Origin of the sequence: Paeniclostridium hominis, from assembly GCF_014306135.1 — a bacterium.
Lineage (GTDB): Bacteria > Bacillota > Clostridia > Peptostreptococcales > Peptostreptococcaceae > Paraclostridium > Paraclostridium hominis.
The window spans coordinates 97,436-113,152 of record NZ_JACRWD010000006.1; the positions used below are offsets into that span (position 1 = coordinate 97,436).

Sequence of the window (15,717 nt, forward strand, 5' to 3'; positions counted from 1 at the left end):
TTTCATGATAAACACTAATGTTTCACGAAAAACATTATATGATTATTTTCCTATACAGAAGTTACTAAATATTGTATCTAATAAATCCTCTGTTACCGTATCTCCATTTATATATCCTAGATAATCCCATATATTTTTAAAATCCACTTCAATAAAATCTAGTGGCATATATGATTCAATAGCCATTATAGCATCAGCTATAGATTGCTTTGCTTTATAAAGTGCATCTTTATGTCTAGAGTTTGTTACTACTAAATCTGATGAATTTTTAATTGATCCAGCAAATACCATATCCTCTATTTTGTCATGTATTTTTTCTATACCCTCATGTTGTAATGCTGATATAGTTATAATATTTTCCTCGTCTATATATTCTTTTACTTTTTCTATATCTATAACTTGATCTAGATCAGTTTTATTTAATAAAACTATAGTTTTATTAGGTTGAACAGCTTCTAAAATTTCTATATCTTCTGATTCTAGTTTTCTTGAAGAGTCTAAAACTACTATTGATAAATCTGCTGAATTAAAGAATTCTCTTGATTTTTCAACACCAATTTTTTCAACAACATCTTCTGTTTCTCTTATTCCAGCTGTATCAACTATTTTTAAAGGTATACCTTTTATATTTACAAATTCTTCTATTACATCTCTAGTTGTACCTGGTATATCTGTTACGATAGCTCTATTTTCTCCTAATACAGCATTTAGTAATGATGATTTACCAACATTCGGCTTACCAACTATTACAGTTTTTAAACCATCTCTAAGAATTTTACCACTTTCAGCAGTATCGTATAATCTATTTATTTCTTTTTGTAATTCTAGTGATTTTTCTTTTAACGTATTGTAAGTTATATGCTCAACATCCTCATCTGGAAAATCTATAGAAACAGTTATGTGAGCTAACATCTCTGTTATATTATGTCTTAAATCCTTGATTTTTTTAGATAAAGACCCTTCTAATTGTGATTGAGCTACTGTATGTGCCATATCTGTTTTGGCATTTATAACATCAATTATTGCTTCAGCTTGAGCTAAATCTATTCTTCCATTTAAGAATGCTCTCTTAGTAAACTCACCTTGTTCTGCTAATCTAACATCTTTAGATAGAACTAATTCCAATATTTTTTTAACAGAAATAAATCCACCGTGACAGTTTATTTCTATTACATCCTCAGCTGTATATGAGTTTGGGCCTTTCATATAAGCTACTAAAACTTCATCTATTATTTTTTCTCCATCTAATATATGCCCGTATATTAAAGTTCTTTTATTATAATCTTCTATTTTTTTTCCTGACATCGACTTAAATATGCAATTTGCTACTTGAAGTGACTTTTCTCCACTTATTCTTATTATTCCGATTCCACCTTCACCAGGAGCTGTTGCTATTGCAGCTATAGTATCGTCTATAAACAAACCTATCACCTCTTTATCCTATATTTTATTCATAAACCTTAAGGTATTATTTTATCATTTTAAAGTTTATTTTGTAATAATACATAACTAAAATTTTATATAAACTCCACTTAATATAATACCATGTATTCTAATCATTCTTGTATATTTTAAATTATTTCCTCAATCTAACTATTATATATAATATTTTTCAAAAATAAAACCCCCTATATATTAGGAGGTTTGTTTTTATTATTGCTTTTTATACTCTATTACAAGCCTTCTATATGGATCTACACCTTCACTATAAGTTTTTACAAACTTATCATTTTGAAGTGTTGAGTGAATTATTCTTCTCTCATATGGATTCATATAATCTAGCTTCTTAGTTTTTCTAGTTTTAGCTACTTCTCTAGCTACCTTATTTGCATATCTTATTAAAGAATCTTCTCTCTTTGATCTATAGTTTTCTATATCAACAAGAATTTTACAATGTGAATCTTTATTTGCTTTATTTAATGCTAGTCCTGCTAAAAATTGTATAGAATCTAGAGTTTCTCCTCTTCTTCCAATTAAGCAAGCTGCATCTTTTCCTGTTATGTTAACTTTTATAACGTTTTTCTCTTGTCTAACATCTACATCTGCATCTATATTTAGGTTATTCATTATATTTGATATAAAACCTTTAGCTACATCGATATCTGTTAAATCTTGTTTTGTTTCAATCTTAATATCAGTATTTATTTCTACTTTATTAATATCTAATTCTTTTGTAACTTCTTCTTTTTGCTTAACAGTTATTTTATATATACCATCTTTACTTCCTATTAATCCTAGGAATCCTTTAGTTGGTTCTTTAATAACTTCTACTTCAATGTCTTCTCTACTTACGCTAAACTGTCCTAAAGCTTTTGATATTGCATCATCAATATTTTTACTTTTTATTTCTAGGCTTTGTTTCATCTACTACACCCTCCCCAGAATTAGCAAGCTTAGCTTTTAATGGATTCATTATTAAGTAGTATTGAGCTAACTGGAATAAATTACTTACAGTCCAGTATAGTGCAAGACCAGCTGGGAAACTTATTCCCCACCAGAACATCATAAATGACATAAAGTATGTCATAAACTTCATAGATCCTTGTTGTTGATCACTTGGCATAGTTAACTTTTGAGTTATAAATGTTGTTGCACCAGCTAAAATAGCTATTATTAAAGTCTTATCTGGTGATGATAAAGAATTCATCCATAAAAATCCTGTATCTGCAGCTTTTTGTGCAGCAAGGCTTGTGAAAACTCCATATTTTACTGGATTTCTTAATACATTATAAAGACCTATTAATATAGGAAATTGTATTAATAATGGTAAACATCCTGCCATTGGATTTATTTTAGCTTCTTGATATACTTTCATTATCTCTTGATTTTGTTTTTCTGGTTTACTCTTATACTTTTCTTGTATTTCTTTTATCTTTGGCTGTATATCTTGCATCGCCTTCATAGATTTTGTTTGCTTTATTGTTAGTGGTAATAATAGTATTTTTACAAACACAGTAAATAATACTATTGCTAAACCATAGTTAGTGGCAAATTCTAGTATAAATTTAAGAACTTGTCCTAATAAGTTACTAATTAAATTCAATTTTAGTACCTCCCAAAGTGTCTTTTTCACTTAAATTTATTTTAGAGGATCATATCCTCCAGGATGGAAAGGGTGACACTTTAATATCCTTCTTATAGCTAAATAAGACCCTTTTAGTGCCCCATATTTTTTTAAAGCTTCTATTGCATACTGAGAGCAAGTAGGATAAAACCTACACGTAGGTCCTTTTAAAGGAGATATGTATTTTTGATAAAACCTTACTATATATATACAAATTTTTGTTGCATAACCATTTATATTCTTTAGTAAGTTATATAATTGATTCAATTTAATCCCCCATATCTTCTAACCCTCATTATTAAGCTTAGCCTTTTTTACTAAACTCTTAACCGACTTCTCTATATCACTATACTCAGCATCTTTACTAGATATTCTAGCTATAAATACTAGATCATATCCATTTTTTATATTTTGATCACAATTTAACCTAAAACTTTCTCGTATTCTTCTTTTTACTTTATTTCTAATATTGGCTTTACCTACCTTTTTAGAAACAGAAAATCCTACTCTATTAAAGTCTGATTTATTATCCAATATATACATTACTAAGTATTTATTTGCAAAAGATTTGCCGTGTTTGTATACTTTTCTAAAATCAGAGTCTTTTTTTATACCTTTAGTATTCTTGAAATCCATACTAAATCCTCCTAAAACACAGCTTTAAATTTATAATTTTTTACACAAAAAGGCTACTTTTCAGCAGCCTTTTTTAAAAAATTAATGAGTTAATCTCTTTCTTCCTTTAGCTCTTCTTCTTTTTAGAACATTTTTTCCATTAGAAGTTTTCATTCTCTTTCTAAATCCATGCTCTTTCTTTCTTTGTCTTTTCTTTGGCTGATAAGTTCTTTTCATTTTTTGCACCGCCTTTCAAGATTGTTTTTCCGTTTATAAAAATAATAACTTTACCCTCAAAGTAAGCATAACACGTACAATTATAAATCCTTTTAAGCTGATTGTCAACGTATTTTTGACGTAGTTTTAGCAACCTTTTTGAAGATTTCGACTAAGTTGATTTTGTTGACTTTTTTATCAACAAACGGTTAATTTTGTGGATAAATTGTATATAAATCATTGAAGTTTGGCATATATTCTGATATTATAAATATACTTGTTGATAATGTTCATAAAAATTATTAACATATTAAATTTATTCACAAGTTGTGGATAAAAATGTGCATAACTTTCAATGTAAAAGATAATACTTTTGTTATAACCTATATTTTTATTATTATTGATATTATTTATAACTTTATATACATATTGTTTATATTTTCTATAAATTATTAGGTCTTTTTTATTTTTTACAGATTATCCACATATTTATCCATATTTTTTTTGCATAAAAATGAATTTTTAAATAAATTATAAATTTTGTTAATAACTTTGTGGAAAATGTTAATTACTTTGTTCGGAGGTTTTAAATTATGGATATAGTTTCTTTATGGGATAAGACATTACAACTTATAAAAGGTGAATTATCACCTCCTAGTTTTAATGCCTTTTTCAAACAAATTAAGCCATTACAAATACAATCAAATACTTTAATACTATTAGTTCCAAATGACTTCACAAAAGGAATATTAGAAGATAGATATCTAAACTTAATAGAAAGTTCTGTAAATCAGCTTTCTTTAAAAAAATATAATATTCAATTTGTCCTAAGTGAAAATGAAGTTAAAGGTTTAGATAAAGACCACAATATAGAAGAAGATAATAAATCTAAAAAGAACTATCCTAATCTAAATCCTAAATATACTTTTGACACATTTGTTATAGGAAATAGTAACCGTTTTGCACATGCTGCTTGCGTAGCTGTAGCAGAAGCTCCAGCCAGAGCTTATAATCCATTATTTTTATATGGTGGAGTTGGACTTGGAAAAACACATCTTATGCATGCAATAGGGCATCATATAATGGAGCAAAAAAAAGACCCAAAAGTAGTTTATGTATCATCTGAAAAGTTTACAAATGAACTTATAAACTCTATTAAAGATGATAGAAATGAAGAATTTAGAAATAAATATAGAAATGTAGACGTTCTTTTAATAGATGACATTCAATTTATAGCAGGAAAAGAAAGAACTCAAGAAGAGTTTTTCCATACATTCAATTCATTACATGAAGCTAATAAGCAAATAATTATTTCTAGCGATAGACCTCCTAAAGAAATACCTACTTTAGAAGATAGACTTCGCTCAAGATTTGAGATGGGACTTATAACTGATATTCAAGCTCCTGATTTTGAAACTAGAATGGCTATACTTAGAAAAAAAGCTCAAATGGAAAATATAGATGTTCCTAATGAAGTTACAGTTTACATAGCAAAAAATATAAAATCAAATATAAGAGAACTAGAAGGTGCTCTTACACGAGTTGTTGCATATAGCTCACTTACTAATAGAACTATATCTTTTGAATTAGCATCTGAGGCTCTAAAAGATATAATAACAACTTCTAAACATGAAGAAATAACTGTAAATAGAATAAAAGAAAAAGTATCTTCTGTTTTCTCAGTTAAAATGGAAGACTTTAATTCTAAAAAAAGAACAAGATCAATTTCTTATCCAAGACAAGTAGCAATGTATTTATCTCGTGAACTTACGGACTTATCTTTACCTAAAATAGGAGAAGAATTTGGTGGAAGAGATCATACAACTGTTATTCATGCCCATGATAAGATAACTAAAGATATAGAAAACAATGAAGATTTTAAAGAAAAGGTAAATAAAATTATATTAGATTTAAAAGGGTAAATTATAAACAATACATATGTGGATATCATCTTAATTAAATGTGTACATATTTTTTTGTAATAAATATATACAGATTATCCTACAAAAAAACACAAAGATATTAACATTTTTTACACATGTTGATATCTTTGTATTTATTTTGATTGAGATACTTATCCACATTATCAACATCACCTACTATTATTACTACTAATTTTTTTAATTTATTTTTGTACATAATCACTTAAGGAGGTTATCCACAATGAAGATAATTTGTAATCAAAAAGTACTTGCACATAAAATAGGAATTGTTCAAAAAGCAATTAATGGAAAAACAACTCTTGAGCTTTTAAAGGGGATCTTATTAACAGCTCAAGGTAATACTGTTAACCTAACAGGGTATGATTTAGAAATTGGAATAGATACTTATGCACAAGCAGAAGTCATAGAAGAAGGAGAAATAGTAATTAATTCTAGACTTTTTGGGGATATTATAAGAAAATTACCTGATACTTTTGTTGAAATAGAGACAGATTCAGATAATAATGTGTATATAAACTGTTTAAACTCAAGATTTAAAATAAAAGGTGATTCAGCAGAGGAATATCCAAGATTACCAGATGTACATAAAAATGAGTTATACGATATACCTCAAGATTTACTAAAAAATATGATAAAACAAACTGTTTTTGCAATTTCTCAAGATCAGACAAAACCTATATTAATGGGTGAATTACTAGAAATAGTTGATGGAAATATAAGTTTAGTTGCCATTGATGGTTATAGACTAGCTGTAAGATCAAGTGAAATAAACAATATGATGGATAATATAAAAGTTATAATTCCTGGAAAAACACTTCATGATGTAAATGGATTACTTTCATCAGAAGACAATTCTATAAAAATAGGATTTGATGAGAAAAATGCTATTTTTATAATCAATGAAACAAAAATAATAACTAGATTATTAGAAGGAGAATTTATAGATTATAAAAAACTTCTTCCTAGAGAATATGGAGTTAGAGCTAAGGTAAATACTAAAGAATTACTAAACAGTATAGAAAGAGCGTCATTACTTTCACAATCAGAAAAGAATAACTTAATAAAATTATCAATAAGAGATAATTCAATGGCTATAACTTCTAATACAGAAAGAGGTAATGTTTATGAAGAAGTATCTATAGAGCTAGAAGGTGATTATTTAGATATAGCTTTTAACTCTAGATATTTCTTAGATGCACTTAAGGTAATAGACAGTGAAGAAATATTTATAGAATTTACAACAAATGTAAATCCTTGCATCATAAAGCCAACAGATGGAACAAAATATACTTATTTATTACTTCCAGTAAGAATATCTTCTAATATATAAATTAAAATTAAACCCAACTGAAAAAGTTGGGTTTTTATGATATAATATATTTTTAAGTATATGTTAACAATTAAGAGTATAAGAAATTTTTTAATATATATTTGATATAATGAAAGGAGGCAAAAGTAATGATTGAAATAACTATAGATTCTGAATTTATAAAATTAGATCAGTTCTTGAAGCTAGTAGATATAGCATCTACAGGTGGGCATGCAAAGTTCTTAATTCAAGAAGGTCTAGTAAAGGTTAACGGAGAAATAGAAACTAGAAGAGGTAAGAAATTAAGATCAAATGATATTGTAGAAGTAGAAGGAAATAAAATAAAGATACTATAAAAGGGGTGCCCTTTGTGTATTTAAATGGCTTAAATTTAATTAACTTTAGAAATTATGAGGCTCTATATTTAGAGTTTAATCCCAAAATAAATTTACTTATAGGCAAAAACGGACAAGGTAAAACGAATATTGTAGAGGCTATATACTTACTATCATTTGGAAAATCTTTTAGAACAAATAAAGACAAAGAACTGATTAAATTTGAAAGTGAAAACTTATATATAGGTGGTAACTTTACAAAACATGATAGAAAGAGTCTAATAGAAATAGGAATTGGTAAAAATAACAAAAAAGGTATAAAAATAAACAAAATAAATATAGAAAAGATATATGAATTATTAGGAAATTTAAACGTAGTTATATTTTCACCTGAGGATTTAAGACTTGTAAAAGAAGGTCCTAAGGAAAGAAGAGTGTTTATTGATAAGGAGATAAGTCAAATTACTCCTAAATACTATAATTATCTTACCAATTATAACAAAATATTATTTCAAAGAAATAAACTATTAAAAAGTAGCTATGTAGACATGGACTTAGTAGCAGTTTATGATGAAAGCTTAGCTAGATATGGTAGTTATATATATATTCTAAGACGAGATTTTATAAAAAAAATAGCATCTATATCAAGTAAAATGCATAAAAAGCTTACCAATGAATTAGAAGAGTTAACAATAAAGTACAAAAATCAAATAAATCTTACCGAAGAAGATACTGTAGATACAGTATATGAAAAATTTATAAAAAAGCTTAAAGAAGGACGTCAACATGATATAGATACTAGAACTACTAGATATGGAATTCATAAAGACGATTTATTAATTTGTATAAATGATTTAGATGTTAGACTTTATGGATCACAAGGACAGCAGAGAACAGCTTCTATTTCATTGAAACTTTCAGAAATAGAGTTAATAAACAATGAGGTTGGAGAGTATCCAATTTTATTATTAGATGATATTTTTAGTGAATTAGATGAAACTAGGCAAAAGTTGCTAGTAGACAATTTAGACAAAGTTCAGATGTTTATAACAACAGCAGAAGCTTCTCATAAAAAGATATTTAATACTGAGAATACTACTATTTTCAATATTGAAAAAGGAAATGTAATTAGTATAGAGAATGGAGGGAACTAGATGAAACAAGAATACGGTGCAAGTCAGATACAGGTATTAGAAGGATTAGAACCTGTAAGAAAAAGACCTGGTATGTACATAGGGTCAACAGGACCTAGAGGTTTACATCATTTAGTTTATGAAATCGTGGACAACAGTATAGACGAAGCTCTAGCTGGATTTTGTTCAGATATATATGTTTCTATAAATGAAGATGGAAGCATATTAGTAAAAGATAATGGTAGAGGTATACCAGTTGAAGTTCATCCAAAGACTGGAAAGTCTACATTAGAGACAGTTTTAACAGTATTACATGCCGGAGGTAAATTCGGTGGTGGAGGCTATAAGGTTTCTGGTGGTCTTCACGGAGTTGGGGTTTCTGTAGTTAATGCATTATCAGAATGGTTAGTTGCAGAAGTTCATAAGGATGGAAAAGTTTACAGACAAAGATATGAAAAAGGTGTTTCAACTTCAGAAATAAAAGTTGTGGGAGAAACTAATGTAACAGGAACTATAATACAGTTTAAACCAGATGCGACTATATTTGATGAAGTTGAGTATAAGTATGAAACATTAGAGCATAGATTAAGAGAATTAGCATTTTTAAATAAAGGTGTTAAGATAGTTTTAGAAGACAAAAGAGAAGGAAGAGAAAAGAAAAAAGAATTCCACTATGAAGGTGGTTTAATAGAGTTTGTTAAACACTTAAATAAAACTAAAACTGGAATTCATCCTGATATAGTTTATATAGAGAAAAAAGTAAAAGATTACATGGTTGAAGTAGCTTTACAGTATACTGATGGTTATACAGAGAACATATATTCTTTTGCAAATAATATAAATACTCACGAAGGTGGGACTCATTTAAGTGGATTTAAAACTGCTATGACTAAAGTAGTTAATGACTACGCTAGAAAAAATGGAATATTAAAAGAAAAAGATTCAAACCTTTTAGGTGAAGATATAAGAGAAGGTCTTACAGCTGTTATATCTGTTAAGCTTCCAGAACCTCAATTTGAAGGTCAAACTAAGACTAAATTAGGAAATACAGCAGTAAGAGGAGTAGTAGATAGCGTAACTGTTGAAGAAATAGGAGCATTCTTAGAAGAAAATCCTACAACAGCTAGAATTATAGTTGATAAAGCTTTAAGAGCTCAAAGAGCAAGAGAAGCAGCTAAAAAAGCAAGAGAATTAACTAGAAGAAAAAGTGTACTAGAAAGCACATCTTTACCAGGGAAATTAGCTGACTGTGCTGAAAAAGATCCTGAGAAAAGTGAAATATTCTTAGTCGAAGGGGATTCTGCCGGAGGTTCTGCTAAGCAAGGTAGAGATAGACATATACAAGCTATATTACCACTAAGAGGTAAAATACTTAATGTTGAAAAATCTAGACTAGATAAAATATTATCTTCAGAAGAAATAAGAAATATGATAACTGCATTTGGATGTAGTGTAGGTGAAGACTTTGATTTAGAAAAAGTTAGATATCATAAAATTGTAATAATGACCGATGCCGATGTTGATGGTGCGCACATAAGAACATTACTTCTTACATTCTTCTTTAGATATATGAGACCTCTTATAGAGAACGGATATGTTTACATAGCACAACCACCTCTATACAAAGTTAAAAAACAAAAGAAAGAATACTATGTATATTCAGATAAAGAATTAAATGTTTTACTTGAGCAACTTGGAAGAACTGGAATAGAACTTCAAAGATACAAAGGTCTTGGAGAAATGAACGCAGAACAGCTTTGGGAAACAACTATGAATCCTGAAACTAGAACTTTATTACAAGTATCTATAGAAGATGCTTCTATGGCAGATGAAATATTCTCAATGCTTATGGGTGATAAAGTAGCTCCAAGAAAAGAGTTTATAGAAGAAAATGCAAGATTCGTTAGAAACTTAGATATATAAGAGAGGGGATGAATATCAATGGAAGAAAATAATAGAATACTCCCTATTGAAATAGGTAAGGAGATGAAAAATTCGTATATTGATTATGCGATGAGTGTTATAGCTGGACGTGCCCTTCCCGATGTAAGAGATGGACTTAAACCAGTTCATAGAAGAATATTATATTCAATGAGCGAGTTAAATTTAACACCAGATAAACCATATAGAAAGTCTGCACGTATTGTTGGGGACGTTCTAGGGAAATACCATCCACATGGAGATAGTGCAGTTTATTTAGCAATGGTAAGAATGGCACAAGATTTCTCTACTAGAGGACTTTTAGTAGATGGACATGGGAACTTTGGTTCTATAGATGGTGACTCACCAGCTGCAATGCGTTATACTGAAGCTAGAATGAGTAAGTTAGCTCTTGAGTTATTAAGAGATATAGATAAAGAGACTATAGATTTTATACCAAACTTTGATGAATCTTTAAAGGAGCCATCAGTATTACCATCTAGATTTCCAAACCTTTTAGTAAATGGATCTAACGGTATAGCTGTTGGTATGGCAACATCTATACCACCTCATAACCTAGGAGAGGTAATAGATGCAACAATACATCTTATAGACAATGAAGAATGTAGCGTTGAAGATTTAATACAATTTATACAAGGACCGGACTTCCCTACTTCTGGGATAATAATGGGTAAAGAAAATATTTCTGAAGCTTATAGAACAGGAAGAGGAAAAGTTAAGGTTAGAGCTAGAGCATACATAGAAGAACTAGCTAAAGGTAAGCAACAAATAGTTGTAACTGAAATACCATATCAAGTAAATAAAGCTAAGTTAGTTGAAAAAATAGCTGAATTAGTTAAGGATAAAAAACTTGAAGGAATTTCAGATTTAAGAGATGAGAGTAACAGAAATGGTATGAGAATAGTTATAGAGCTTAAGAGAGATGCTAATGCAAATATAGTATTAAATAAGCTTTACAAACACTCTCAAATGGAAGATACATTTAGTATAATAATGCTAGCTTTAGTTAATGGTGAACCTAAAGTATTAAACTTAAAGCAAGTTTTATATCACTATGTACAACATCAAAAGGATGTAGTTACAAGAAGAACTAAGTTCGACTTAAATAAAGCTGAAGCAAGAGCTCATATATTAGAAGGATTAAGAATCGCGCTAGATAACTTAGATGAAGTTATAAAGCTTATAAGAGGATCTAAAACTACTCAAGAAGCTAAAGAAGGATTAATGAATAGATTTAATCTTTCAGAAGTACAAGCTCAAGCTATCTTAGATATGAGATTACAAAGACTTACAGGTTTAGAAAGAGACAAGATAGAAGCTGAGTATGAAGAGCTTCTTAAGAAAATAAATAGATTAAGAGAAATATTAAGTGATGAAAGATTACTTTTAAATGTTATAAAACAAGAATTATCAATAATAAAAGAAAATTATGCTGATGAAAGAAGAACTGAGATAAGACATGCTGAAGGCGAAATAGATATGAGAGACCTTATAGAAAATGAAGAAGTAGCCGTAACTCTTACTCACTTTGGATATATAAAGAGAATGCCTATAGATACTTATAAGAGTCAAAATAGAGGTGGAAGAGGTATATCAGCACTTACTACTAGAGAAGAGGACTTTATAAAAGAATTAATAACTACTCAAACTCATAGTAGATTATTATTCTTCACGAATAAAGGTAGAGTATATAGATTAAATGCATATGAAATACCAGAAGCTAAGAGACAAGCTAAAGGTTCTGCTATAGTTAACTTATTACAATTAAATAGCGATGAAAAGATTGCAACTATGATTTCTATTGATGACACTAGCGATGCTCAATACTTATTATTAGCAACTAAAAATGGAATAGTTAAGAAAACTAAACGTGAAGAATTTAAAAATATAAACAAATCAGGATTAATAGCAATTGGATTAAGAGAAGATGATGAATTAATTGATGTTAGAGTAACTGACGGAAGTGAAGATGTTATATTAGTTACAAAAGATGGTATGTCTATAAGATTTGATGAAAATGATATAAGACATATGGGTAGAACAGCTATGGGAGTTAAAGGAATAACTCTAAATAAAGATGATAAAGTCGTAGCTATGAACCTTTGTAGTGAAGGAACAGATTTATTAGTTGTTAGTGAAAATGGATTTGGTAAGAGAACATCAATTGAGGAATATAGAGCTCAAATAAGAGCGGGTAAAGGTATAAAAACTTATAATATAGCAGATAAAACAGGATATATTGTTGGAGCTCAGATGGTAAATGAAGACGATGAGATGATGATAATAAATTCTGATGGTGTATTAATAAGATTAAGAGTAAATGAAATATCTTTATTTGGAAGAGTAACAAGTGGTGTTAAGCTTATGAAGACTGATGATGAAGTAAATGTAGTATCAATTGCTAAGATAGAGATGGAAGAATAGGGTGTACAAACCCTATTCTTTTTGCATAATTATGGATATAATAAATATATAAATACGAAAGGAGACAAGATTTATGAGCAAAAATAAAGGCAAATATTTTTTATTTGGGTCGATAGTTGGATTTTTACTAGGATTATTTTTAGCGCCTAAAAAGGGATCTGAGTTAAGAAAAGAAGCTAAAGAAAAAATGGATGAGATAAAAGAGAATCCAAGAGAAGTCTTAGATGGGACTATAGAAACTGTAAAAAATAAAATTTCTAACATCGTAGAAGACTGTGATATTAACGATGTAAACATAGTTGAAGATGAAATAATAATAAGTAAGACTTTTGAAGATGAGGGAGATAATATATAATGGATGCAGTGGGATGGCAAATAGGAGCTATTTTATTTGGTGTATCAGCATTAATAATTGCAATATATTTAGCTAAATTAATAAATAGTGCAACTAAAGTTGTTGAAAAAACATACAAAATAGTCGATTATAATGAAAGATACATCCACGAAACTATAGAAAATGTTGCAGCTATTACAAAAAGCACAGAGGATATAGTAGGTTTAGCTAGCGGAATAACTAATATGACAAAAGTATTTAAATTTTTCAGAAGGTAAATAAGGAGGTATAGTTATGTCTGTAAATATTGAATCAAGATTAGATAGTAATTTTTGGAATGTAGGAATAGATGGAGAGTTAGATGTAGCTGGAGCTGATAAAGTCAAAGAACATCTGAATGGGTTAATAGAAGAGAAACCAGTGGATTTAAAGATTGATTTTACAAATTTAGAATACATAGACTCTACAGGGCTAGGAGCTCTTATTGGTGTACTTAAAAGATTAAAAGTAAATGAAAAGGATATATATATAGTAAACGCTAGAAAAAATGTAAAAAAAATATTTACGATAACAGGACTAGATAAAATATTTAAAGTGGAGGGATAAGTTTTGGAGCGAGAAACTATAAAAATGGAAGTTACAGCCAATCCAGAATATGTAAGTATTATAAGGTTAACAGTATCTGGATTAGCTAACAAAGTAGGCTTTTCTTTAGACGATATAGAAGATATAAAAGTGGCTGTATCTGAAGCATGTACAAATGCTATAAAGCATAGTTTAGACGATAAATTTTTAGTTCAATTTACTATATTAGAAAATGGATTATCAATAGAAGTACAAGATAAAGGTACAGGATATGATGTTGAGTCATTACAAGAGCCTGATTTAGAAAATCCAAAAGAAGGCGGATTGGGATTATTTATAATTAAAACGCTAATGGACGAAGTCAATACAGTATCTAATACTGATGAAGGTACAACAATCAAAATGACTAAATATTTAGGAGTTGGTATTTAATGAGGAACGTAGCTAATGCTACAAGCTATATGGATATGACAACTAAAGAATTGTTTAATATATATAGCAAAGACAAAAACGTAGAAATAAGAAATATTCTTATAGAAAGACATATGTATTTAGCAAATATACTATCTAAAAAATATATTAATAAGGGTGTAGAGTTCGATGATATATATCAAGTTGCATCTTTAGCATTAATATATGCAATAGATAGATATGATATTGAAAAAGGCTATGAGTTCTCAAGTTTTGCAACGCCTACAATAATAGGTGAGATAAAAAAATACTTTAGAGATAAAGTATGGACAGTTAAAGTACCAAGAAGAATACAAGAATTAAGTAAAAAAATAAGTGAGGCTAAATTATTTTTAGAACAAAAAAATAAAAGGAGCCCAAAAGCTATAGATATAGCTAATTACTTAGGATGTAGCGAAGAAGAAGTTTTAGAAGCAATAGAAGCTTCTTATGGATATCAACCAATGTCATTAGATACATCTAGTAATGATGATTCAGATGATAAAGAAATAACACTTAAAGATAAAATTGGGCAAGAAGAAACTAGTTTCGGAAACATAGAAAATATGGATTTTATAAATAAATTTATAGAAACTTTGAACGAGCTAGAAGTTAAAATCTTTAAAGATAGATTCTTTTTAGATAAGACTCAGTCAATTATAGCTAAGGAATTAGAGATATCTCAAATGACTGTATCTAGGCTAGAAAGAAAGATAATTGAAAAATTAAAAAAAGAATATGAAAAGAATTTGTAAAAAAATAAAAAAATTTGACAAAAAGTGTTGACTTACTGTTTAAAAGGTAGTATAGTATTACTTGTCCTTAAGAAAAGGGCAAAACAAAATGAACTTTGAAAATTAAACAGTAGGTTAATTATAAAAATTCTTTTTTTAAGAATTAAACAACAAACAACCAAGCCAGATATTCAGATAATGATTAGCTGAGCGATGGACAACTTTTTAAATTATATTTGAGAGTTTGATCCTGGCTCAGGATGAACGCTGGCGGCGTGCCTAACACATGCAAGTCGAGCGATTCTCTTCGGAGAAGAGCGGCGGACGGGTGAGTAACGCGTGGGTAACCTGCCCTGTACACACGGATAACATACCGAAAGGTATGCTAATACGAGATGATATATTTTTATTGCATGATAAAAATATCAAAGCTTTTGCGGTACAGGATGGACCCGCGTCTGATTAGCTAGTTGGTAAGGTAACGGCTTACCAAGGCGACGATCAGTAGCCGACCTGAGAGGGTGATCGGCCACACTGGAACTGAGACACGGTCCAGACTCCTACGGGAGGCAGCAGTGGGGAATATTGCACAATGGGCGAAAGCCTGATGCAGCAACGCCGCGTGAGCGATGAA

The 15,717-nt window shown here is 29.1% G+C and carries 17 protein-coding genes and 1 rRNA gene; 12 read left to right on the forward strand and 6 right to left on the reverse strand.

Features of this window, described 5'->3' with window-relative positions:
- Positions 1 to 42 precede the first annotated feature (42 nt).
- From mnmE to rpmH, 6 genes are all read right to left on the reverse strand, one after another.
- Entirely contained in the window at positions 43 to 1,422 is a 1,380-nt protein-coding gene (gene mnmE, locus H8891_RS12505) for a tRNA uridine-5-carboxymethylaminomethyl(34) synthesis GTPase MnmE (protein ID WP_147547656.1), read from the reverse strand.
- 231 nt (positions 1,423 to 1,653) lie between these two features.
- Complete coding sequence (gene jag / locus H8891_RS12510) at positions 1,654 to 2,364, reverse strand: RNA-binding cell elongation regulator Jag/EloR (protein WP_187006687.1); 711 nt, start codon at positions 2,362 to 2,364, stop codon at positions 1,654 to 1,656.
- The gene (locus H8891_RS12515) at positions 2,336 to 3,043 is read right to left on the reverse strand and encodes a YidC/Oxa1 family membrane protein insertase (RefSeq protein ID WP_147547660.1); all 708 of its coding nucleotides are present in this window, start codon (positions 3,041 to 3,043) and stop codon (positions 2,336 to 2,338) included. The genes jag and H8891_RS12515 overlap by 29 nt, the downstream gene beginning before the upstream one ends.
- A gap of 36 nt (positions 3,044 to 3,079) precedes the next feature.
- Positions 3,080 to 3,301: a membrane protein insertion efficiency factor YidD gene (gene yidD / locus H8891_RS12520; protein ID WP_330594235.1), complete on the reverse strand. Its 222-nt coding sequence runs from the start codon at positions 3,299 to 3,301 to the stop codon at positions 3,080 to 3,082.
- A gap of 48 nt (positions 3,302 to 3,349) precedes the next feature.
- Positions 3,350 to 3,700, reverse strand: coding sequence for a ribonuclease P protein component (gene rnpA / locus H8891_RS12525; protein ID WP_147547664.1), 351 nt, complete (start codon positions 3,698 to 3,700; stop codon positions 3,350 to 3,352).
- A gap of 81 nt (positions 3,701 to 3,781) precedes the next feature.
- Positions 3,782 to 3,916 (reverse strand): 50S ribosomal protein L34, encoded by a 135-nt coding sequence (rpmH, locus tag H8891_RS12530; RefSeq protein WP_021428024.1) that lies wholly within the window; start codon positions 3,914 to 3,916, stop codon positions 3,782 to 3,784.
- A gap of 572 nt (positions 3,917 to 4,488) precedes the next feature.
- Here rpmH and dnaA point away from each other — a divergent pair.
- The 12 genes from dnaA to H8891_RS12590 all read left to right on the forward strand — a co-directional run.
- Entirely contained in the window at positions 4,489 to 5,817 is a 1,329-nt protein-coding gene (dnaA, locus tag H8891_RS12535; RefSeq protein ID WP_147547666.1) for a chromosomal replication initiator protein DnaA, read from the forward strand.
- A gap of 241 nt (positions 5,818 to 6,058) precedes the next feature.
- Positions 6,059 to 7,168, forward strand: a complete 1,110-nt coding sequence (gene dnaN, locus H8891_RS12540; protein WP_187006688.1) for a DNA polymerase III subunit beta — start codon at positions 6,059 to 6,061, stop codon at positions 7,166 to 7,168.
- A 128-nt stretch (positions 7,169 to 7,296) separates the two neighbouring features.
- Positions 7,297 to 7,503: a S4 domain-containing protein YaaA gene (yaaA, locus tag H8891_RS12545; protein WP_147547670.1), complete on the forward strand. Its 207-nt coding sequence runs from the start codon at positions 7,297 to 7,299 to the stop codon at positions 7,501 to 7,503.
- A gap of 14 nt (positions 7,504 to 7,517) precedes the next feature.
- Positions 7,518 to 8,636 (forward strand): DNA replication/repair protein RecF, encoded by a 1,119-nt coding sequence (recF, locus tag H8891_RS12550; protein ID WP_187006689.1) that lies wholly within the window; start codon positions 7,518 to 7,520, stop codon positions 8,634 to 8,636.
- Positions 8,637 to 10,538 (forward strand): DNA topoisomerase (ATP-hydrolyzing) subunit B, encoded by a 1,902-nt coding sequence (gyrB, locus tag H8891_RS12555; RefSeq protein ID WP_147547674.1) that lies wholly within the window; start codon positions 8,637 to 8,639, stop codon positions 10,536 to 10,538.
- A gap of 18 nt (positions 10,539 to 10,556) precedes the next feature.
- The gene (gyrA, locus tag H8891_RS12560) at positions 10,557 to 12,980 is read left to right on the forward strand and encodes a DNA gyrase subunit A (RefSeq protein ID WP_187006690.1); all 2,424 of its coding nucleotides are present in this window, start codon (positions 10,557 to 10,559) and stop codon (positions 12,978 to 12,980) included.
- Positions 12,981 to 13,053: 73 nt separating this feature from the next.
- On the forward strand, positions 13,054 to 13,335 hold the full coding sequence (locus tag H8891_RS12565) for a YtxH domain-containing protein (RefSeq protein WP_187006691.1): 282 nt from the start codon (positions 13,054 to 13,056) through the stop codon (positions 13,333 to 13,335).
- Complete coding sequence (locus H8891_RS12570; protein ID WP_147547680.1) at positions 13,335 to 13,592, forward strand: DUF948 domain-containing protein; 258 nt, start codon at positions 13,335 to 13,337, stop codon at positions 13,590 to 13,592. Before H8891_RS12565 ends, H8891_RS12570 begins: the two co-directional genes overlap by 1 nt.
- A 16-nt stretch (positions 13,593 to 13,608) precedes the next feature.
- The gene (locus H8891_RS12575; protein WP_147547682.1) at positions 13,609 to 13,920 is read left to right on the forward strand and encodes an STAS domain-containing protein; all 312 of its coding nucleotides are present in this window, start codon (positions 13,609 to 13,611) and stop codon (positions 13,918 to 13,920) included.
- A gap of 3 nt (positions 13,921 to 13,923) precedes the next feature.
- Positions 13,924 to 14,331: an anti-sigma B factor RsbW gene (rsbW, locus tag H8891_RS12580; protein WP_276510629.1), complete on the forward strand. Its 408-nt coding sequence runs from the start codon at positions 13,924 to 13,926 to the stop codon at positions 14,329 to 14,331.
- Positions 14,331 to 15,104, forward strand: coding sequence for a SigB/SigF/SigG family RNA polymerase sigma factor (locus tag H8891_RS12585; RefSeq protein ID WP_147547684.1), 774 nt, complete (start codon positions 14,331 to 14,333; stop codon positions 15,102 to 15,104). Before rsbW ends, H8891_RS12585 begins: the two co-directional genes overlap by 1 nt.
- Before the next feature lie 211 nt (positions 15,105 to 15,315).
- A 16S ribosomal RNA gene (locus H8891_RS12590) occupies positions 15,316 to 15,717 on the forward strand; the annotation flags it as partial.